This is a genomic window from Enterobacter sp. JJBC, from assembly GCF_036936505.1.
Classification (GTDB): Bacteria; Pseudomonadota; Gammaproteobacteria; order Enterobacterales; family Enterobacteriaceae; genus Enterobacter; species Enterobacter hormaechei_C.
In genome coordinates this window covers 4,140,842-4,161,906 of the sequence record NZ_CP136935.1, presented here as the reverse complement: position 1 = coordinate 4,161,906, position 21,065 = coordinate 4,140,842, and the positions used below count along the sequence as shown (strand labels likewise).

Annotated in this window: 19 protein-coding genes and 1 pseudogene; 5 read left to right on the top strand and 15 right to left on the bottom strand. The window is 58.4% G+C overall.

Features of this window, described 5'->3' with window-relative positions; genetic code table 11:
• Positions 1–71 precede the first annotated feature (71 nt).
• From rpoD to rpsU, 3 genes and pseudogenes are all read right to left on the bottom strand, one after another.
• A complete protein-coding gene (gene rpoD / locus RY075_RS19985) occupies positions 72–1,916 on the bottom strand; it encodes an RNA polymerase sigma factor RpoD (RefSeq protein WP_006812010.1) in 1,845 nt (614 codons plus the stop codon).
• 94 nt (positions 1,917–2,010) lie between these two features.
• A pseudogene (dnaG, locus tag RY075_RS19980) lies at positions 2,011–3,814 on the bottom strand (DNA primase).
• A gap of 115 nt (positions 3,815–3,929) precedes the next feature.
• The gene (gene rpsU, locus RY075_RS19975; RefSeq protein ID WP_001144069.1) at positions 3,930–4,145 is read right to left on the bottom strand and encodes a 30S ribosomal protein S21; all 216 of its coding nucleotides are present in this window, start codon (positions 4,143–4,145) and stop codon (positions 3,930–3,932) included.
• A gap of 236 nt (positions 4,146–4,381) precedes the next feature.
• Here rpsU and tsaD point away from each other — a divergent pair, with 236 nt between their 5' ends.
• Positions 4,382–5,395, top strand: coding sequence for a tRNA (adenosine(37)-N6)-threonylcarbamoyltransferase complex transferase subunit TsaD (gene tsaD / locus RY075_RS19970; protein ID WP_109949027.1), 1,014 nt, complete (start codon positions 4,382–4,384; stop codon positions 5,393–5,395).
• A gap of 87 nt (positions 5,396–5,482) precedes the next feature.
• Here tsaD and ureG read toward each other — a convergent pair whose 3' ends face one another.
• From ureG to plsY, 10 genes are all read right to left on the bottom strand, one after another.
• Complete coding sequence (gene ureG / locus RY075_RS19965; protein WP_014071813.1) at positions 5,483–6,100, bottom strand: urease accessory protein UreG; 618 nt, start codon at positions 6,098–6,100, stop codon at positions 5,483–5,485.
• Positions 6,101–6,109: 9 nt separating this feature from the next.
• Entirely contained in the window at positions 6,110–6,784 is a 675-nt protein-coding gene (locus RY075_RS19960; RefSeq protein ID WP_063979276.1) for an urease accessory protein UreF, read from the bottom strand.
• Entirely contained in the window at positions 6,784–7,323 is a 540-nt protein-coding gene (locus RY075_RS19955; RefSeq protein ID WP_003862561.1) for a HupE/UreJ family protein, read from the bottom strand. Before RY075_RS19955 ends, RY075_RS19960 begins: the two co-directional genes overlap by 1 nt.
• A gap of 9 nt (positions 7,324–7,332) precedes the next feature.
• Positions 7,333–7,797, bottom strand: a complete 465-nt coding sequence (gene ureE / locus RY075_RS19950) for an urease accessory protein UreE (RefSeq protein WP_003862559.1) — start codon at positions 7,795–7,797, stop codon at positions 7,333–7,335.
• Positions 7,798–7,806: 9 nt separating this feature from the next.
• Complete coding sequence (gene ureC, locus RY075_RS19945; protein WP_045345581.1) at positions 7,807–9,510, bottom strand: urease subunit alpha; 1,704 nt, start codon at positions 9,508–9,510, stop codon at positions 7,807–7,809.
• Positions 9,503–9,817 carry an urease subunit beta gene (locus RY075_RS19940; protein ID WP_003862557.1) on the bottom strand — a complete coding sequence of 105 codons (315 nt, stop codon included), beginning with the start codon at positions 9,815–9,817 and terminating at the stop codon, positions 9,503–9,505. The genes ureC and RY075_RS19940 overlap by 8 nt, the downstream gene beginning before the upstream one ends.
• 10 nt (positions 9,818–9,827) lie before the next feature.
• Positions 9,828–10,130 (bottom strand): urease subunit gamma, encoded by a 303-nt coding sequence (locus tag RY075_RS19935; protein WP_003862556.1) that lies wholly within the window; start codon positions 10,128–10,130, stop codon positions 9,828–9,830.
• Positions 10,131–10,141: 11 nt separating this feature from the next.
• Entirely contained in the window at positions 10,142–10,969 is an 828-nt protein-coding gene (locus RY075_RS19930; protein ID WP_109949026.1) for an urease accessory protein UreD, read from the bottom strand.
• Positions 10,970–11,125: 156 nt separating this feature from the next.
• Positions 11,126–12,592, bottom strand: a complete 1,467-nt coding sequence (locus RY075_RS19925; RefSeq protein ID WP_003862552.1) for an MFS transporter — start codon at positions 12,590–12,592, stop codon at positions 11,126–11,128.
• Between the two features lie 92 nt (positions 12,593–12,684).
• The gene (plsY, locus tag RY075_RS19920; protein WP_003862548.1) at positions 12,685–13,299 is read right to left on the bottom strand and encodes a glycerol-3-phosphate 1-O-acyltransferase PlsY; all 615 of its coding nucleotides are present in this window, start codon (positions 13,297–13,299) and stop codon (positions 12,685–12,687) included.
• A gap of 107 nt (positions 13,300–13,406) precedes the next feature.
• On the opposite strand from plsY, the gene folB reads away from it, so the two are divergent.
• Both folB and bacA read left to right on the top strand, forming a co-directional pair.
• Positions 13,407–13,775, top strand: a complete 369-nt coding sequence (gene folB, locus RY075_RS19915; RefSeq protein WP_003862547.1) for a bifunctional dihydroneopterin aldolase/7,8-dihydroneopterin epimerase — start codon at positions 13,407–13,409, stop codon at positions 13,773–13,775.
• Positions 13,776–13,880: 105 nt separating this feature from the next.
• Positions 13,881–14,702, top strand: a complete 822-nt coding sequence (bacA, locus tag RY075_RS19910) for an undecaprenyl-diphosphate phosphatase (protein WP_003862545.1) — start codon at positions 13,881–13,883, stop codon at positions 14,700–14,702.
• Between the two features lie 13 nt (positions 14,703–14,715).
• On the opposite strand, the gene RY075_RS19905 is transcribed toward bacA, so the two are convergent.
• Both RY075_RS19905 and RY075_RS19900 read right to left on the bottom strand, forming a co-directional pair.
• On the bottom strand, positions 14,716–15,957 hold the full coding sequence (locus RY075_RS19905) for a multifunctional CCA addition/repair protein (protein WP_232967725.1): 1,242 nt from the start codon (positions 15,955–15,957) through the stop codon (positions 14,716–14,718).
• 60 nt (positions 15,958–16,017) lie between these two features.
• The gene (locus tag RY075_RS19900) at positions 16,018–16,638 is read right to left on the bottom strand and encodes a TIGR04211 family SH3 domain-containing protein (RefSeq protein ID WP_001303390.1); all 621 of its coding nucleotides are present in this window, start codon (positions 16,636–16,638) and stop codon (positions 16,018–16,020) included.
• A gap of 237 nt (positions 16,639–16,875) precedes the next feature.
• Here RY075_RS19900 and RY075_RS19895 point away from each other — a divergent pair, with 237 nt between their 5' ends.
• The gene (locus RY075_RS19895; protein ID WP_129258612.1) at positions 16,876–18,177 is read left to right on the top strand and encodes an inorganic triphosphatase; all 1,302 of its coding nucleotides are present in this window, start codon (positions 16,876–16,878) and stop codon (positions 18,175–18,177) included.
• A gap of 21 nt (positions 18,178–18,198) precedes the next feature.
• Positions 18,199–21,054 (top strand): bifunctional [glutamate--ammonia ligase]-adenylyl-L-tyrosine phosphorylase/[glutamate--ammonia-ligase] adenylyltransferase, encoded by a 2,856-nt coding sequence (gene glnE, locus RY075_RS19890; protein ID WP_338627943.1) that lies wholly within the window; start codon positions 18,199–18,201, stop codon positions 21,052–21,054.
• Positions 21,055–21,065: the final 11 nt, after the last annotated feature.

The following is a 21,065-nucleotide window of genomic DNA, read 5'->3' as shown; positions in this document are numbered from 1 at the left end:
CCCTCTCCCACAGGGAGAGGGAATAAACAAAAAAAAGCTCCCGATTGGGAGCTTTTTCATTTCAGGACCGATTAATCGTCCAGGAAGCTACGCAGCACTTCAGAGCGGCTCGGATGGCGCAGTTTACGCAGCGCCTTCGCTTCGATCTGACGGATACGTTCGCGGGTCACGTCAAACTGTTTACCCACTTCTTCCAGCGTGTGGTCGGTGTTCATGTCGATACCGAAACGCATACGCAGCACTTTGGCTTCACGGGCGGTCAGGCCAGCCAGCACGTCGTGCGTAGCGGCACGCAGGCTCTCGGTGGTGGCAGAGTCCAGCGGCAGCTCGAGGGTGGTATCCTCGATGAAATCACCCAGATGCGAATCTTCATCATCACCGATTGGCGTTTCCATGGAGATTGGCTCTTTAGCGATTTTCAGCACTTTACGGATCTTGTCTTCCGGCATCAGCATGCGTTCAGCCAGCTCTTCCGGCGTCGGCTCGCGGCCCATCTCCTGCAACATCTGGCGAGAGATACGGTTGAGTTTGTTGATGGTCTCAATCATATGCACCGGAATACGGATGGTGCGCGCCTGGTCTGCGATAGAGCGGGTGATCGCCTGACGGATCCACCAGGTAGCATAGGTGGAGAACTTGTAACCACGACGGTATTCAAACTTATCTACCGCTTTCATCAGACCGATGTTGCCTTCCTGAATCAGATCCAGGAATTGCAGGCCACGGTTGGTATATTTCTTGGCGATAGAGATAACCAGACGTAAGTTCGCTTCAACCATCTCTTTCTTCGCACGGCGGGCTTTCGCTTCACCGATGGACATACGACGGTTGATGTCTTTCACCTGCTCGATGGTCAGGCCGGTCTCTTCTTCAATCTGATGCAGTTTTTGCAGGCCGCGCTGTACGTCTTCTTTCACGTCGTGCAGCTTTTCAGACCACGGCTTGTTCATCGCGATAGCGGCGTTGAACCAGGTTTCGCTGGTTTCGTTGCCGGTGAAGAGGGTGATGAAGTTCTTCTTCGGCATTTTGCACTGTTCAACGCACAGCTTCATGATGATACGTTCCTGGGTACGTACGCGATCCATCATCACGCGCATGCTGTTCACCAGGTAGTCGAACTGTTTTGGCACCAGGCGGAACTGTTTGAACACTTCAGACAGCTTCAGGATCTCTTCCTGAGCGGCGGCATGGCTGCGGCCTTTCGCTTTGATGGTGTCACGCGTCACTTCGTACTGGGTACGCAGCTCGGCAAATTTCTCACGCGCCAGTTCAGGGTCGATGCTGTTGTCGTCATCGCTGCTGTCGTCGTCTTCTTCTTCATCTTCGTCTTCGTCGTCATCCATCTCTTCCTGAGACAGCTCAGAACCGACGTGAGTGGCGGTTGGCGCCATATCTTCTTCAGCGTTCGGGTCGACAAAGCCAGTGATCAGATCGGACAGACGCGCTTCTTCTGCTTCAACGCGATCGTACTGCTCCAGCAGATAGGTGATCGCTTCCGGGTATTCGGCAACAGAGCACTGAACCTGGTTGATCCCGTCTTCGATGCGTTTTGCGATGTCAATTTCGCCTTCGCGGGTCAACAGTTCAACGGTACCCATTTCGCGCATGTACATGCGGACCGGGTCAGTGGTACGCCCGATTTCAGATTCCACGCTGGACAGGACCTGTGCAGCAGCTTCTTCCGCATCTTCGTCAGTGTTGTTGGAGGTTTCAGCCAGCAACAGATCATCGGCATCCGGTGCTTCTTCCATCACCTGAATGCCCATGTCATTGATCATTTGGATGATATCTTCGATCTGATCTGAATCGACGATATCTTCCGGCAGATGGTCATTGACCTCGGCATAGGTCAGATAGCCTTGCTCCTTACCGCGTTGGACAAGAAGTTTCAGCTGTGACTGCGGGTTTTGCTCCATAAGACGGTATCCACACTTAATTCGTTTGATTGGTGTCGGCGATGGGCTGCCAACCTTTAAAGCGAGGGCGTACTTATATTTTTGCCGCTGCCTCTCAGTGCGGCTGCCGGGGGCTTCCCGATCGATATTCGGCACTTAAGCCGTTAAATTTTTTATTTCTTCGCCAGTTCCTGGTTAATCATCCAGAGCTCCCGGCGTTCTTCGCTGCTTAGGCCATGGGTGCGCTCGCGAGCTATCAACTCTTCCTGGCGCAACTCAAGCATCGAATCAAACATATGGTTGAGTGAGTCGGTGAACGTTTTTTCTGCGATATCCTTATCTGCTATATCGTCCCACATCGACAGTTTTTCAAGGGTAGCGGCCTCTTTTGTGCCGCGATAATGCTCTAAAAGTTGTCCGGTGGTCAGACCTGGCTGAGACAAACAAGTGTTGACCAATTCTGAAAATAAGCCAAGCCCGGGCAATTTTTCGTGGTTCAAACCCGCCAGCGACGGCACTTGCGGAGCAAGTTCGGGGTTTTGCACCAGCAACCCTATCAGTATACGCATGGTTGTGCGTTTTAGCTGAGGCGCGGGGCGTACCGTGCCGTTTTCAGCCTGTTTCGGCATTAAACGTTCAAGCTGGCTGTCATCCAGAATGCCGAGCTTGTTGCCTAACTCCTGACGCAGATAGATGCGCAGCGTTTCGCCGGGCACCTGGCTGATTAACGGCAGCGCCAGCGTGCTGAGCTGCGCGCGCCCGTCAGGGGTACTCAAATCAACCTGCGGCATCAGGCTGTTAAACAGAAACGTGGAGAGCGGCTGAGCCTGCTCCATCCGCGCTTCAAACGCCGCTTTGCCCTCTTTACGCACCAGCGTATCCGGGTCTTCACCGTCGGGCAGGAACATAAAGCGTAGCTGACGCCCGTCGGTCATATACGGCAACGCGGTTTCCAGCGCTCGCCAGGCGGCGTCGCGTCCTGCGCGGTCACCGTCGTAACAGCAAATCACGTTGTTGGTGACGCGGAACAGCAGCTGGATATGGTCCGCCGTGGTGGACGTTCCCAGCGACGCAACGGCATAGTTAATGTCGTACTGCGCCAGCGCAACAACATCCATATAGCCTTCGACGACCAGAAGACGCGGAGGTTCCGCATTATCCTGCTGTGCCTCATAAAGACCGTAAAGCTGGCGGCCCTTATGGAAAATATCGGTTTCCGGGGAGTTAAGGTATTTCGGCAGGGCATCACCCAGCACGCGACCACCAAAACCTATCACCCGGCCACGCTTGTCGCGGATCGGGAACATCACCCGTTCACGGAAGCGGTCGTAGCTTCGTCCCTGGTCGTTGGTGACCAGCATGCCTGCGTCGATGAGGGATTTACGATCTTCGCTATTGCCGCCAAAACGCTTTAACACGTTGTCCCAGCCGGGCGGGGCGTAACCAATAGCGAAACGCGCAATCACATCGTCACTCAGTCCGCGCTTGTTCAGATACTGACGCGCAGGCTCAGCCGCAGAGTGCTTAAGAGACTGTTGGTAAAACGAATTCAGGCCATCCATCAGTTGGTACAGCGTTTGCCGCTGATGGCGCTCGATCTGACTTGGCCCACTGCCCGCTTCATACGGCACTTCAAGGTTATGCATCGCCGCCAGCTCTTCGACGGTTTCAACGAACTCGAGCTTGTCGTAGTTCATCAAAAAATCGACGGCATTACCGTGTGCGCCACAGCCGAAGCAATGGTAGAACTGCTTTTCACCGTTTACGGTGAAAGAGGGGGTTTTTTCGTTATGGAACGGACAGCACGCATGGTAGTTCTTGCCCTGCTTTTTTAGCTTCACCCGCGCGTCGATGAGATCGACGATGTCGGTTCTGGCAAGCAGGTCATTGATGAAAACGCGTGGGATTCTTCCGGCCATATGCCCCAAAAATTTAAGCGACTTATAAACGAAAACAAGCCGCGCATTCCTTCCGGAAGCACGGCCTTACGACTACAACTCTGTCTGTCAATTGAGGGCTGTGGCCCTCAACAGATTAGTACAGACGAGTACGGCGTGCGTTTTCGCGAGCCAGTTTCTTCGCGTGACGTTTCACAGCGGAAGCTTTAGCGCGCTTACGTTCGGTCGTTGGTTTTTCATAAAACTCACGACGACGAACTTCAGCCAGAACACCTGCTTTCTCGCATGAACGTTTGAAGCGACGCAGTGCTACGTCGAACGGCTCGTTTTCACGTACTTTAATTACCGGCATGTAACTCTCACCTTTAATAAATTCGGTTTGCCGCTGGCATCAACGCCAGCTTATTTCAAAATGGTGCGGAATTTTACTGCAAATGCTGCTGCTTTGTAAAGCACCGATGCGATTTTGAAAGGGACTTTAATAAGGGTGAGGAGTATACACGAGGCTTCTTCCTGGGGCGAACAAAGTTTTACAACAATCCGCCCAGGCTCTACACTGCGCGGTATTGAAACGAGGTAAAACAAGTCATGCGTGTACTGGGTATTGAAACATCCTGCGATGAAACCGGCATCGCGATTTACGACGACGAAAAAGGGCTTCTGGCCAACCAACTCTATAGTCAGGTGAAATTGCACGCTGACTACGGCGGCGTCGTGCCTGAACTGGCCTCTCGTGACCACGTGCGTAAAACGGTTCCCCTGATCCAGGCGGCGCTGAAAGAGGCCGGGTTGAGTGCAAAAGATATTGATGCCGTGGCCTATACCGCAGGACCGGGCCTGGTCGGCGCGCTGCTAGTCGGCGCAACGGTAGGGCGTTCACTGGCCTTCGCGTGGGATGTTCCGGCCATTCCGGTTCACCATATGGAAGGGCACCTTCTGGCGCCGATGCTGGAAGACAATCCGCCAGCGTTCCCGTTTGTGGCGCTGCTGGTTTCCGGTGGTCATACCCAACTGATCAGCGTAACGGGTATTGGCAAGTATGAGCTGCTGGGCGAGTCAATTGACGATGCAGCCGGTGAAGCCTTCGACAAAACCGCCAAGCTGCTGGGGCTGGATTACCCGGGCGGCCCGATGCTCTCGAAAATGGCCGCACAGGGCACGGAAGGGCGCTTTGTCTTCCCACGGCCGATGACTGATCGTCCGGGGCTGGATTTCAGCTTCTCCGGTTTGAAAACCTTCGCGGCGAACACCATCCGCAATAACGACGACAGCGAGCAGACGCGTGCCGACATCGCTCGTGCGTTCGAAGATGCGGTGGTGGATACGCTGATGATCAAATGCAAACGCGCGCTGGATCAGACCGGCTTTAAGCGCCTGGTGATGGCAGGCGGCGTGAGCGCCAACCGTACGCTGCGCGCGAAGCTTGCAGAGATGATGCAAAAGCGTCGTGGGGAAGTGTTCTACGCGCGTCCTGAATTTTGTACCGATAACGGGGCGATGATCGCCTACGCCGGGATGGTGCGCCTGAACGCTGGCGCAACGGCTGACCTGAGCGTGTCCGTGCGTCCGCGCTGGTCGCTGGCGGAGCTGCCGGAGGCGTGAGTTTTTTTGCCCGGTGGCGCTGCGCTTACCGGGCCTACAAAACCGTAGGCCGGGTCAGGCGAAGCCGCCACCCGGCAATAACCCGCACTACACCCGCAGCATCCCTTTCTCTTCCAGAAACGCAATGATCGTCGCCAGCCCGTCACCCGCTTTCAGGTTGGTAAAGGTCCACGGACGCTCGCCGCGCATGCGGTTAGTGTCGCGTTCCATTACCTCCAGCGACGCCCCCACGTACGGCGCGAGGTCGGTTTTATTGATCACCAGAAAATCGGACTTGGTGATCCCCGGCCCGCCCTTGCGCGGAATTTTTTCCCCTTCGGCCACGTCGATGACGTAGATGGTGAGGTCCGCCAGCTCCGGGCTGAAGGTCGCGCTCAGGTTATCCCCGCCGCTTTCGACGAAGATCAGATCCAGATTGCCGAACTTCTCGCTGAGTGCTTCCACCGCCGCCAGGTTCATTGAAGCATCTTCGCGGATGGCGGTGTGCGGACAGCCGCCCGTTTCCACGCCCACGATGCGCTCTGGCTCCAGCGCACCCGCCTCGGTCAGGATGCGCTGATCCTCTTTGGTGTAGATATCGTTAGTCACCACCGCCAGGTGATAGGTATCGCGCATCGCCTTGCAGAGCGCTTCCAGCAGGGCGGTTTTGCCCGACCCTACCGGGCCGCCCACGCCAACGCGCAGGGGATGTTTGTAATCAGCCATATTGACTCCTCAGGAACGGAATAGTCGTGAATATTGGGTTTCGTGGCGCGCGGAGGCGATGGCGGACAGCGGCGTAGCGGCCCCCAGCGCGTCGTCGCCACGTAAAAATGCCTGTTCAAACCCGGCGGCAAAATGGTCGCTCAGGTCGATAATCAGCTGTTGTGCGGCCTGCTGCCCAAACGGCACCAGCTTGACGCCCGCCATCACCGCGCTCTCAATCCAGCTGTAGCCCAGGCTCAGCGCCAGCTCACGCGTGCTAATGCCCCAGCGCACGCCGAGCCACGCCATGCCGCAGAGCTGGCTCTGCGTCAACAGCGGCAACCATTCTGGCGGGCAGGCGGGTTCCCAGCTTTTAACCAGGCGCGTAAAGGCCGCGCCACGGTTGCGTTCTTCATCGCGCAGCTCGCGCGTTTCCCGGCAGGCGAGCAGGTATGCCGTCCAGCGTTTTGCTGTCGCGACGTCCTGCTTCTCGCAGGCACGATAAAGGCGGATAAACAGCGGCAGGTCGACGCAGAAAAAGCTCTGCTCCATCTGCTGGATCTGCCAGCGCCTGAAGGCCTCAGCGTCCGTGACCCACCCGGCCTCGACAGCCCACTCCAGCCCCTGCGACCAGGTAAACGATCCGACCGGCAGGCTACTGCTGGAGAGCTGCATCAGGCGCAGCCGCTGGCGGGCGTGCTCCATCAGCTCATCAGCGCCAGTAGGGCAGAGACGATCAGCCCGCCACCGAAGGTTTTACGCAGGCCGTCGTGACGGCGCAGCAGCAGCCCTGCCGCGAAGCTGGCGCACAGCACCGTGGCGCTGGCTAACATAAACCCGCTGGTGAAGAGCCAGAAGCTGTGGCCGGACATCTCCACGCCGTGCGCCCAGCCGTGGAACATCGCCAGGGCTGGCACCGCCAGCAGCAGGCGATTTTCAGTCTTAAACATCATCACGCCGCAGACCGCCAGCGAGGCGATAATCAGCATCTCCATGCCGCTAAAACCGCCGAGCAGGCTGCCCGCAACGGCGCCAGCAAGCATCATGCCGAGCGTTGCTAACGGCAGCAGCAGCTTGCGGCCGCTCAGGGCGGACAGCACGCCAGCCCCCGTCAGCATCAGCAGGTGATCCAGCCCGGTCAGCGGATGGAGAAATCCGGCCTGGAAGCTGTCGGTCCCGTGGCCCGGATGGGCAAGCGCCGGAACGGAAAAGGCCAGCAGAAACAGCGGTAAATACTTGCGCATGATGAGTCCTTAATGTGAATGAGCGTGGGAGTGGCCATGGCTGTGGGCATCGCTGGTGTAAGCCCCCGCTTCCGGTTCAAACGGCAGGCTGGCGAAGGTCACCTCCAGCCCGAACTGACGCAGCATGTCGTCAAGAACGTGGTCGTGGTGGTAGCGCAGCTCGCCGGGCATAATTTGCAGCGGCACGTGACGGTTGCCCAGGTGGTAACAGGCGCGGGCGAGCAGGAACGGATCGGCGCAGCGCACCACGGAAACCGACTCCGGGGCCGCGATCACTTCGATCACCTCGCTGCCGTCGTCGGTGGTCAGCAGATCGCCGCCGCGCAGCAGCAAACCGCGCGGCAGCATCAGCCCGGCTTCGCGACCGTCGTTCAGCGCTACGCGGGCGCGGCTTTTCACCCGCACGTCAATCGGCAGCGTGACGCTGGCGGTAGTCGGGTGTGCGTGGTCCAGGCGTTGGGTCAGATAAATCATCATCACTCCTCAAAACAGGAAATAGCGTTGCGCCATCGGCAGAACGTCAGCCGGTTCGCTGGTAATCAGTTCGCCGTCGACGCGCACCTCGTAGGTTTGCGAATCAACGGTGATGTTCGGTTGCAGAGCGTTGTGGATCATGTCCGCCTTTTTCACCGTCCGGCAGCCTTTCACCACCGCGGTGGCGCTCTGCAGGTTGAGCTGCTGCGGGATGCCGTTCGCACTGGCGGCCTGCGAGATAAACGTCAGCCGTGTGGCGTGGCGCGCGGCGCCCAGCGAGCCAAACATCGGACGGTAATACACCGGCTGCGGCGTGGGGATCGAGGCGTTGATATCGCCCATCGGTGCGCAGGCGATCATCCCACCTTTGACGATGGTGGCGGGCTTGACGCCGAAGAACGCCGGGGACCAGACCACCAGGTCCGCCAGCTTGCCCGCCTCAATCGAGCCCACTTCATGGGCGATGCCGTGGGTCAGCGCCGGGTTAATGGTGTATTTGGCGACATAGCGCTTCACCCGGAAGTTGTCGTTATCGCCGGTCTCTTCCGGCAGCGCGCCGCGCTGAACCTTCATGCGGTGCGCGACCTGCCAGGTGCGGATAATCACTTCCCCCACGCGGCCCATTGCCTGTGAATCTGACGAGGTGAGTGAGAACGCGCCGATATCGTGCAGCACGTCTTCGGCGGCGATGGTCTCCCGGCGAATGCGGGATTCGGCAAACGCCACGTCCTCGGCGATATCCGGGTCGAGGTGATGGCAAACCATCAGCATGTCCAGGTGCTCGTCGATGGTGTTGACCGTGTAGGGCAGCGTCGGGTTGGTGGAGGAGGGCAGAATATTCGGGTGCGCGCAGGCGGTGATGATATCTGGCGCATGGCCGCCGCCCGCCCCTTCGGTGTGGAAGGTGTGGATGGTGCGCCCGGCGATGGCGGCCAGCGTATCTTCGACAAAACCGGACTCGTTCAGCGTGTCGCTGTGCAGCGCCACCTGGATATCCATCTCTTCAGCGACCTCCAGCGAGCAGTTGATGGCCGCAGGCGTCGCACCCCAGTCTTCGTGGATCTTAAGCCCGATGGCACCTGCCGCGATCTGCTCGCGCAGCGCGTCCGGGTTTGAACCGTTCCCTTTGCCCAGCAGGCCAATATTCACCGGCAGCGTATCGGCAGCCTGCAACATGCGGGCGATATACCATGGCCCCGGCGTGCAGGTGGTTGCGTTTGTACCTGCCGCGGGCCCGGTGCCGCCGCCGATCATGGTGGTGACGCCAGAGACCAGCGCCTCTTCCGCTTGCTGCGGACAGATCCAGTGGATATGGGTGTCGATCCCGCCAGCGGTGACAATCTTGCCTTCGGCGGCGATCACTTCCGTTGCTGCGCCAATCGGGATCGTCACGCCGGGCTGAATGTCCGGGTTTCCGGCTTTGCCGACGGCGAAGATCCGCCCATTTTTTACGCCGATATCCGCTTTCACGATCCCCCAGTGATCGACGATCAGCGCGTTGGTGAGCACCAGATCCACGCAGTCGTCGGCGGTCATCTGCCCCTGTCCCATGCCGTCGCGGATCACCTTCCCGCCGCCGAACTTGACCTCTTCGCCGTAGATCGTGAGATCGTCTTCTACTTCGATCCACAGTTCGCTGTCGGCCAGCCGCACTTTATCCCCGGTCGTGGGGCCAAACATATCGGCATACGCCTGGCGTGAAATCTCAGCCATGTTTCACCTCGCCCATGATCTCGCCGCGAAAACCGAAAATGCGCTGTGCGCCCGTCACCTGCACCAGCGTCACTTCCCGCTTCTGGCCGGGCTCGAAGCGCACAGCGGTGCCCGCCGGGATGTTCAGCCGGTAGCCTCGGGTGGCCTCGCGATCGAACTTCAGCGCCGGGTTGACCTCGTAAAAGTGATAGTGCGATCCCACCTGGATCGGCCTGTCGCCGTGGTTTTCCACTATCACACTTCGGGTTTCGCGCCCGACGTTGAGAGCAATGTTGCCGGACTGGATCCGGTATTCACCTGGGATCATCACGCGCTCCTTACACGATCGGGTTGTGGACGGTGACGAGCTTGGATCCGTCCGGGAAGGTGGCTTCCACCTGAATATCCGGGATCATCTCCGGTACGCCCTCCATCACCTGATCGCGCGTCAGGACGTGGCGGCCGGCTTCCATCAGCGAGGCGACGGTTTCGCCATCGCGCGCGCCTTCCATAATAAAGGCGCTGATCAGCGCGACCGATTCCGGATAGTTGAGCTTTACCCCGCGCGCGAGGCGGCGTTCGGCAACCAGCGCGGCGGTGAACAGCAACAGCTTGTCTTTTTCTCTGGGAGTCAGTTCCATAGCGTTTCTCTTTATGTCTGCCAGATGCGCGGCGAACAGGCGGTTTTGGGGGTTAAAAGCGGGCGAAGCGACTGCCAGATATCGCGCATCACCCGCTGACAAATCAGGTTGTCGTGCGAGAGAAAACGCACCGACAGCAGATCGTCGGTAAGCGTCGCCCCGCCAAAGTTTTCCTGCGGGGCGAGCCGCTCGCGCACCGTGTCGAGATGTGCTTCCCGGGCCGGATAGAACAGCAGCGTGCCGACCCACGGATGGTCCGCGACGGGCGTCAGATCGCCACCGCTGAGATGCAGTCGCTCAATCAGACGCGGCTCGCCATCCACCCACACCTCAAGGCGGCTCTCCAGCGTGCCTTGGCTGAAGGTTTCGTTTATCACCGGACGGCCCAGACAGTACAGCTCCCACGCCAGCAGCGTGCTGGTGGCGTGCAGGTGAAAGACGGAACGCAGCGCGGCGTTAGCGCCGGGGAAAATAATGGTGTCCTGCGGCAGCCACTCCAGCGTGGCCTCTTCGTCGAGGTAAAAATGCTGACTGAGGCAGGCCAGCGGGCCGCTGCTGCGATAGAACTTGCTGGCGCCGGGCATGGTGAGGAGGGCATGGCTTTTGGCGTCGAGCCGCACGGAAATATCCAGCGTATCCCCGCCCACAATTCCGCCTGGCGGGTGCAGCAGGTAAAGGTGGCAGGTTTCCCCTTCGGGATAAAACGGACGCTGAACGGTAAGTGGCCCGGTGTGACGCGCGGAATGGAGGAGGGTTTTCTCAGGGGTATGACAAAACTGGAGGGCAAGCGAGGCCTGCCAGCCTTTGTATGAATTATCAGTGACCTGAGTTGCTAACATGGTGCTTCCACTTCCGCACTATCGGGATACGTTTCAGTATGCCCTGGCGGAAATGAAGGCTGTCATATGAGTCGCTTATGGATAAAAAAACCGGCTCATGTGAGCCGGTTTCAGTAATGTAGGCCGGGTAAGCGCAGCGCCACCCGGCAAGAAAGGCTAGCGATAATCCTCTGCATCCACATCATACCCCGACGGCTCCCAGCGGATCGCCAGCAGCGAGGCCAGGCCGATAAACGGCGCCAGCGCAATCACCCAGAACACGGCGGTATCCAGCGAGGCGACCAGCAGCGGGAACAGAAACAGTGATAGCGTTGAACTGCTGCGCATCAGCGTCTGGTTAAGCCCCACACCCACACCGCGCAGCGAGGTCGGGTAGCTCAGAGAGGCAAACGTCATGGTGTGCGCACCCGGACCAAAACCCTGGCCAAACAGGAACAGCGCCAGCATCGCGACGGCGACCACGCCTTCCGTGGACCCGTCAGGGCGGCCAATCAGCGCCAGGCCGAGCAGCGCCGCCAGCTGGCACGCATAACCCGCCAGTGACATCCGCCATGCGCCGAAGCGCGGAACATAGCGCACCGCCAGCAGCCCGCCGACAAACGCGAACAGCAGATTAAGCGCCAGCGAGATCAGAATGGTCGTCAGCATCGACTGCACAAAGAAGCTGGAGATGATCACCGGCAGGCCAAAGGCTACGGCGTTATAGGCGAACGAGGAGACGACCGACAGCAGGGTGGCGAGCGTGGTACGCCGCAGATAGATACCGCGGAACAGGTTCAGGTAGTTCGACCATTTTGCCTTGTTCACAACAGGCGCGGGCTGGTCGAGCGCATCCTGCGGTACGTGGGCATTAATGTTGTAAGACTGCCGCAGGATGGACGCCGCCTCCTTCAGATTGCCCTGATTCGCCGCCCAGACCGGGGATTCGCTCATATAGCGGCTGCGGATGGCGATAATCACCAGCGCGGGCACCGCGCCAAAGCCAAGGATCAGACGCCAGAGCCAGTCGCTGTGGCTTTCCGGCAGCACGGCGTAAAAGAAGAGCACCAGAAGATAAGAGATGCTGATGGCCGCATACCAGGTGGGACACCACATCGCGACGCTGGAGGCTTTATTCCCCGGGCCTTTCAGTCTGGCGAACTCGCTGAGAAACGCCATCGCGACGGGAAGGTCGATCCCAACGCCAAGACCCATCACAAAGCGCGCGCCCGCCAGCACATATTCGTTCGGGGCCAGCGCACAGGCGATAGCGGCAACGACAAAGAATACCATGTCGGCCATAAAGACGCGGTAGCGCCCGATTTTATCCGTAAGATAGCCGCCGAGCAGCGCCCCGACAATCGCGCCAAACGTAATGGCTGAAGCCACCATGCCGGTACCGGCGGGCGTCAGGTTAAATTCGCGGGTGATGTCTTTGATGCCGAATGCCAGCGCGCCGAGATCGTAGGCATCGAGAAAAATTCCCCCGAGCGCGATACCGACCACGATGCGGGCATTGGCCCGGCCCTGAGAGCCGTCATTAACGAGACGTGAAACGTCCGATGCGCTGCGTACCCACTTGATATCGCCATCCGGGGTGTTTGCTGCCGCTGGAAGGGGAGTTGAATCTGTGATTTCTGCCATTTTCTTTTTGTGTGGTTGTGTTGTGTCTCTAACAGTTACCACAGGCAGAAGGTGACAAAAATCACATTTGGTTATAAGGCATAACGAACGGTTTACTGAGCGTCTTTCTTTTTACGTCTGAGCTTCGTCCAGATCTTCGTTTCCTGACGACGCCACAGGCGTTGAATGTTGTCGTGATGGCGCAACAGGATCAGACACGAGAGCATCGACACCGGGAAGGTAAACTGCGGTTTAAACCACCAGACATAGAACGGGGCGATCAGTGCGCTGACGATGGCGCCCAGCGACGAATAACCGCTCAGCAGGATGGTCAGCAGCCAGGTGCCCGCCATCACGCCGGTGAGATCCCAGCCGATCGGCGCAATCGCGCCAAACGCAGTGGCCACGCCTTTACCGCCTTTAAAACCAAAGAAAACAGGCCAGATGTGGCCGACGCAGGCGGCGATGGCTATCAGCCCCAGCCAGAAGGGTGTGACGCCGAGCGCATACGCGCCCCAGACGGGAAGCATTCCTTTCAGAACGTCAAAAATCAAAACCGCTACGGCTGCTCCCTTGCCGCCAATTCGTAGTACATTGGTCGCCCCCGGATTCCCGGAACCACTTTCACGCGGGTCAGGCAACCCGGCGATGCGGCAGACCAGAATGGCGCTGGAGATTGAGCCGCAAAGGTAGGCGAGGATAATCATTCCAGGCGCGATTGCACTCATAACGCTGTTCCGTTTTGAAAATGTATCTGTATTCTCAGCATCTGTGGATAATACGCATAATTCGCCGGAAGTGGTATCCGGTTTAGCCAAAAAGCAGGCAGGTCGTGATGGATATTGTATTTATAGAGCAACTTTCGGTAATCACCACAATTGGTGTTTACGACTGGGAACAGACCATCGAGCAGAAACTGGTGTTCGATATCGAAATGGGCTGGGATAACCGCAAGTCAGCGAAAAGCGATGATGTGAATGATTGTCTGAGCTACGCCGACATCAGTGAAACGGTCATCGGCCATGTGGAAGGGCAACGATTTGCGCTGGTAGAACGCGTGGCGGAAGAGGTGGCAGACCTGCTGCTGAGCAAATTTAACTCCCCGTGGGTGCGCATTAAGCTAAGCAAGCCGGGCGCGGTGGCGCGCGCCGCCAACGTGGGCGTGATTATCGAGCGTGGCACAAATCTGAAAGGAAAGATTTAACGTCATAATAGCTAAACCATTTTAGGTTATATCGGTCTTAGAGCTGTATGTTTCACGGTAGCCGTTGTGGCAACCGTTTTTTTATATCTTTTTAGGGGTTTATAGATGAGCGATATGCACTCGCTGCTGGTGGCGGCAATACTGGGTGTGGTCGAAGGATTGACGGAGTTTTTGCCGGTGTCCAGTACGGGCCATATGATTATCGTTGGCCATCTGTTGGGCTTTGAAGGCGATACCGCAAAGACGTTTGAGGTGGTGATTCAGCTGGGCTCTATCCTGGCGGTGGTTGTGATGTTCTGGCGTCGTCTGTTTGGTCTGATCGGCATCCACTTCGGGCGTTTGCCGCAGCGTGAAGGAGAGGGCAAGGGGCGTCTGACGCTGATTCATATTCTGCTCGGGATGATCCCGGCAGTGGTGCTGGGGCTGGTGTTCCACGACACCATTAAATCGCTCTTCAACCCGATTAACGTGATGTACGCGCTGGTTGTCGGCGGCTTCCTGCTGATTGCCGCCGAAGTGCTGAAGCCAAAAACCCCGCGTGCGGAAGGTCTGGACGATATGACGTATCGTCAGGCGTTTATGATTGGCTGCTTCCAGTGTCTGGCGCTGTGGCCGGGCTTCTCCCGTTCAGGGGCAACCATTTCCGGCGGGATGCTGATGGGCGTGAGCCGTTACGCGGCGTCTGAGTTCTCGTTCCTGCTGGCGGTGCCGATGATGATGGGCGCCACCGCGCTGGATCTCTACAAAAGCATCGGCTTCCTGACCGTGGGTGACATTCCGATGTTCGCCGTGGGCTTTATCACCGCCTTCATTGTGGCGCTGATCGCCATCAAAACCTTCCTGCAACTGATTAAGCGTATTTCGTTTATTCCGTTCGCGATCTACCGCTTTATCGTCGCGGCTGCCGTGTACGTGGTCTTCTTCTGATGACCGACCGCCCTCAGTCTTTCGGCTGAGGGCAACGTTTTTCCTTCCACGCCGCAACCGCATCAATCCGCCGCTTCGTCAGCTCTTCGCGGATCTCCGGGCCTTTAAACCCTGCCTCCACCACCTCTTTCGTTGGCACCGCTTTCGCTACGTCCCACGCCTCACGCAGCAAACGACCCTGCGGATAATCGGACGCTTCAAACCCGGTGCGGCCGCGCACGTCGGCTTCGCTGGTCAGCGCAATTTGCTCCACGCGCTGCGGCTTGCGCCAGGCGTCGATGTTATCAAACAGCCTGACGATGGTGGCGGGTTTCAGGATCGGGAAGGTGTGGATCAGGTCGTGGAACTCGGCGACCAGCTTTGCCAGATCGCGAACGTCATTCGGCACGCGCAGGCGCTGGCAAAGCCCTTCAACCAGCTTTACGCCAGCCGGACCGTGCCCGTGATGGCGTGGCCACAATTCCTTTGGCGTTAACCCTTTGCCGAGGTCATGGCAGAGAGTGGAAAAGCGCACGTCCACTTCAGGACTGAGCATAGCGGCCATGCTCAGCGTCATCAGGGTGTGAATGCCGGTATCAATTTCAGGGTGCCATTTCGCCGGGGCGGGCACGCCAAACAGCGCATCTATTTCCGGGAACAGCACTTTCAGCGCCCCGCAGTCGCGCAGAACCTGGAAAAAGATCTGCGGATTACGGGTAGTCAGGGCGTTTTCGGTCTCTTTCCAGACGCGTTCTGGCGTCAGGTGTTCCAGCTCGCCCGCGTCGGTCATGGCCGTCATCAGCGCCATCGTCTCGTCGGCGATGCGGAAGCTGAGATGGGCATAACGGGCGGCAAAACGCGCCACGCGCAGTACGCGTAACGGATCTTCAGAAAAGGCGGGGGAAATATGGCGTAAAAGACGGTCGCGCAGATCGTTCTGGCCGCCGTAGACGTCGATAATATGGCCGTTTTCGTCCTGCGCCAGGGCATTAATGGTGAGATCGCGGCGCAGTAAGTCCTGCTCCAGCGTCACATCCGGCGCGGCATAGCAGGTGAAGCCGGTATAACCGGAACCGGATTTCCGTTCGGTTCGCGCCAGGGCGTACTCTTCCCGGCTTTTCGGATGGAGGAACACAGGAAAATCGCGGCCTACCTGCTGGTAGCCCGCGTCAATCATCGCTTCGGGCGTGGCACCGACCACGACCCAGTCTTTATCTTTGACCGGCAGACCTAATAACGCATCACGTACCGCACCACCGACCAGATAACTCTTCACGCCAACACTCCCGTTTTCTCTTTTCGCAAGATGATACGTAAGTGTGGCAGAGAAGACGAGTTAGTTCATCCAGCGGTCTTTACGTTTACGGCTTGGGATAAGGTGAGGAAGCACCAGACCCAGCACCAGACCGACGCCCAGCACTCCGCCGCCATACATAAACCACTGCATGATGATGGTGCGTTGTTTGTCATCCAGCTGTAGATTCGCGGCGTTCACTTTCTTCTGCGCGACGATCAGCTCATTTTTCAGCTTCTGATTTTCATCTTTCAGACCGGCGATTACGCTGTCGCTTTGCGCCACTTTCTGCTGCATCTCTGCGGTGCGCTGGTTCCAGGTGCCGTCGATGTTGTTCAGCTTGTCAGTCAGGGTTTTCACCTGATTTTCCAGATCCGGCACGCGGGTGCGCAGGCTTGGCACCGTGCTCAGCTCTTTCAGCGGGATCCATGAGGTGCGGCCAGAGCTGTCACGAACCTGACCGTAATTGGTGTCTGCGTTAGTTTGCAGCAGGGTCACTTCCTCGCCGGCATTTACCGTACCCACGAGGCGATAATTGTCTCCAGGGCCGCTGCGTACCCAGGTATTCAGTTCATCAGAAACGTAACGTTTCTCTTCAGCGTGGACCGCGGTTGCGGCGCTAAAAGCGAGTAAAGTAAGTCCAATCAGGCGTAATTTAAGCATATCAGTCGTTATTTTCATAAAAAGTGGAACGATAGTAGTGGTATCAGTGTCGCTACGCAAAGGATTCATCATCAATCGGAATCATCTGTGTCATGATTTCCACCGCTTTAAACTTTTACGCCCGTCAAATTGCTCATTGCGTGGCAATTTGGCGCAAAATACTATGTACTGACAAACAAATGGCGAGGAAGTTCGCCTTCATCGACGCGTCTGTGACGCACGCAAAAGTACAAGGCTATGGCACAAGAGATCGAATTAAAGTTTATCGTCGAAAAAGACAGCGCTGACGCGCTCCGCCAGCATCTGAATACGCTGTCCGGCGAGCACCATGAACCCGTACAGCTGCTCAACATCTATTACGAAACGCCGGACAACTGGCTGCGCAACCATGATATGGGCCTGCGCATCCGGGGTGCGAACGGGCGCTACGAGATGACGATGAAAATCGCCGGTCGCGTGGTGGGCGGTTTACACCAGCGTCCGGAATACAATATCGACATCAGTAAGCCAGAACTTGAGCTGGATCGTTTTCCGGCGGAAGTGTGGCCGGAAGGGATGCTGCCCGCAACGCTGTCGGCAGAGGCGCAACCGCTGTTCAGCACCGATTTCTGGCGCGAGAAATGGCTGGTGACGGAAGGCAAGAGCCGCATTGAGATCGCGTTTGATCGGGGTGAAATTAAGGCTGGTGAAGAGCAGGAGCCGATCTGCGAATTGGAACTCGAACTGCTTGAAGGCGACGCGAGCGATGTGCTGAAGCTGGCGCGCAAGCTGGTGAACCAGCCTGGACTGCGTCAGGGCAGCCTGAGTAAAGCGGCACGCGGCTATCACCTGGCCGCCGGGAATGCGCCGCGCGTGCTGCGAGAAACCCCGATTCTGCGCGTTGTGCCGAAAGCCTCCGTTGAGCAGGGGATGGAAGCGGCGCTGGAGCTGGCACTCTCTCAGTGGCAGTACCACGAGGAGCTGTGGGCGCGTAACGTGAAAAATGCCAAAAAACAGGTGCTGGCCGCTATGGGGCTGGTACGTCATACCCTGACGCTCTTTGGCGGCATTGTACCGCGTAAAGCCAGCACTCACTTACGTGATTTGCTCACTCAAACCGAAACGCTGATGCTTTCCGACGTGTCGGCACAAACGGCGATCTACAGCCCGCAAAACGCCAGCGCGAAACTGGCGCTGACCGAGTTTCTGGTGACGTGCGGCTGGCGCACCTTCCTCGATGCGAAAGGGCAGGCCAAAATTGCGGAAAACTTCAAACGTTTTGCGGATATCCACCTCTCCCGTCACGCGGCCGAACTGAGAACCACCTTTGCGCATCCGCTGGGTGACCAGTATGGCGATCAGCTTCCCCGCCTGGCGCGTAACATCGACAGCATGTTGCTGCTGTCGGGTGCGTATGAGGGCGTGAAGGCGCAGGCCTGGCTGGAGAACTGGCAGGGGCTTAAGCATGCCATCGAGACCCGTCAGCAGATTGAGATCGAGCATTTCCGCAACGAGGCCATTTCGCAGGATCCGTACTGGCTGCACAGCGGAAAACGTTAATTCTGGCAAGGAACCCCTGATATGCCGCTTTCTTCGCAGTTACAGCAGCACTGGCAGACCGTTTGTGAACGCCTGCCTGAGTCGTTACCCGCGTCGTCGTTAAGCGAGCAGGCGAAAAGCGTGCTCACGTTCAGTGATTTTGTACAGGAGAGCGTCAGCGCTAACCCGGACTGGCTGGCAGAGCTGGAAAGCGCGCCGCCGCAGGCTGACGAGTGGCGGCATTATGCTGGCTGGCTGCAAACCGCGCTGGCAGAGGTGGCAGACGAAGCCACGCTGATGCGCGTTCTGCGTCAGTTCCGCCGCCGGGTGATGGTACGCATTGCCTGGGCGCAGGCGCTGGAGCTGGTGAGTGAAGAGAGCACCTTGCAGCAGTTGAGCGAGCTGGCGCAGACGCTGATTGTCGCCGCGCGGGACTGGCTCTACGCCGCCTGCTGTAAAGAGTGGGGCACGCCGTGCAGCGAGGAAGGGGTTCCTCAGCCACTGTTGATCCTGGGGATGGGCAAGCTGGGCGGCTGCGAGCTGAACTTCTCCTCAGACATCGATCTGATTTTTGCCTGGCCCGAGAACGGCTCCACGCGCGGCGGCCGTCGCGAGCTGGACAATGCCCAGTTCTTTACTCGTCTGGGGCAGCGGCTGATTAAGGCGCTGGATCAGCCCACGCAGGATGGTTTTGTTTACCGCGTGGACATGCGCCTGCGTCCGTTTGGCGACAGCGGGCCACTGGTGCTGAGCTTTGCCGCGCTGGAAGATTACTACCAGGAGCAGGGTCGCGACTGGGAGCGTTACGCGATGGTCAAAGCGCGGATCATGGGCGACAGCGACGATGCCTACGCCAACGAGCTGCGCGCCATGCTGCGCCCGTTCGTGTTCCGCCGCTACATCGACTTCAGCGTTATCCAGTCCCTGCGAAATATGAAAGGGATGATTGCCCGCGAGGTGCGTCGCCGTGGCCTGAAAGACAACATCAAGCTCGGTGCTGGCGGTATTCGTGAGATCGAATTTATCGTCCAGGTCTTCCAGCTGATACGCGGCGGGCGTGAACCTTCTCTGCAATCCCGCTCGCTGCTGCCGACGCTAAGCGCTATCGATCAGCTGCATCTGCTGCCGGAAGGCGACGCGCAAACGCTGCGTGACTCTTATCTCTTCCTGCGTCGTCTGGAAAATTTGCTGCAAAGTATCAACGACGAACAGACCCAGACGTTGCCGGGCGATGAGCTGAACCGGGCGCGTCTGGCCTGGGGGATGCGGGTGGATGACTGGGCGGCGCTGACGCAACGGCTGGAAGCGCATATGGCGGGCGTGCGCCGCATCTTTAACGATCTGATCGGCGACGACGAAACTGAATCGCAGGACAATGCGCTCTCCGAGCACTGGCGCGAACTGTGGCAGGACGCACTCCAGGAAGATGACACCACGCCGGTGCTGGCGCACTTAAGCGACGATGCCCGCCATCGCGTGGTGGCGCTGATTGCTGATTTCCGTCTCGAACTAAACAAACGCGCTATCGGCCCACGCGGTCGTCAGGTGCTGGATCATCTGATGCCGCATCTGCTGAGCGATGTCTGCTCCCGCGACGATGCGCCGGTGCCGCTGTCGCGCATGATGCCGCTGCTGAGTGGGATCGTCACGCGTACCACTTACCTTGAGCTGTTAAGCGAGTTTCCCGGCGCGCTGAAGCACCTGATTTCCCTCTGCGCCGCCTCGCCGATGGTGGCGAACAAGCTGGCGCGTTATCCGCTGCTGCTGGACGAACTGCTCGACCCGAATACCCTCTATCAGCCGACGGCGACGGATGCCTACCGCGACGAGCTGCGTCAGTATCTGCTGCGCGTACCTGAAGAGGACGAAGAGCAACAGCTTGAGGCGCTGCGTCAGTTTAAGCAGGCACAGATGCTGCGCGTGGCGGCGGCAGATATCGCCGGTACCCTGCCGGTAATGAAAGTGAGCGATCACTTAACCTGGCTGGCGGAAGCGATCATCGACGCGGTTGTCCATCAGGCGTGGGTGCAGATGGTAGCCCGCTACGGCCAGCCGAAGCACCTTGCTGACCGTGAAGGCCGCGGTTTTGCGGTGGTGGGGTACGGCAAGCTGGGCGGCTGGGAACTGGGCTACAGCTCCGATCTGGATCTGATTTTCCTCCACGACTGTCCGGCAGACGTCATGACCGACGGCGAACGTGAGATTGACGGACGGCAGTTCTACCTGCGCCTGGCCCAGCGCATCATGCACCTGTTCAGCACTCGCACCTCATCCGGCATTCTGTATGAAGTGGATGCGCGTCTGCGCCCGTCCGGCGCGGCAGGCATGCTGGTCACCTCGACGGAGGCTTTCGCCGACTATCAGAAGAACGAAGCCTGGACGTGGGAGCATCAGGCGCTGGTGCGCGCCCGCGTGGTGTATGGCGATCCGCAGCTCAAAACGCAGTTCGATGCGATCCGCAAGGCGGTCATGACGACCCCGCGCGAGGGCAGTACGCTGCAAACCGAAGTGCGGGAAATGCGGGAGAAGATGCGCGCGCACCTTGGCAACAAACATCGCGATCGCTTTGATATCAAAGCCGATGAAGGCGGGATTACCGATATTGAGTTTATCACTCAGTACCTGGTGCTGCTGCACGCGCACGATAAACCGAAGCTGACCCGCTGGTCGGATAACGTGCGCATACTGGAACTGCTGGCGCAGAACGACATTATGGGTGAGCAAGAGGCGCAGGCCTTAACCCACGCCTACACCACACTGCGTGATGAGTTGCACCATCTGGCATTACAGGAACAGCCGGGCCATGTGGCGCTGGACTGTTTCGCCGACGAACGCGCGCAGGTGACTACAAGCTGGCAGAAGTGGCTAGTGGAACCGTGCGTAACAAAACAAGTGTGATATTATCGCGC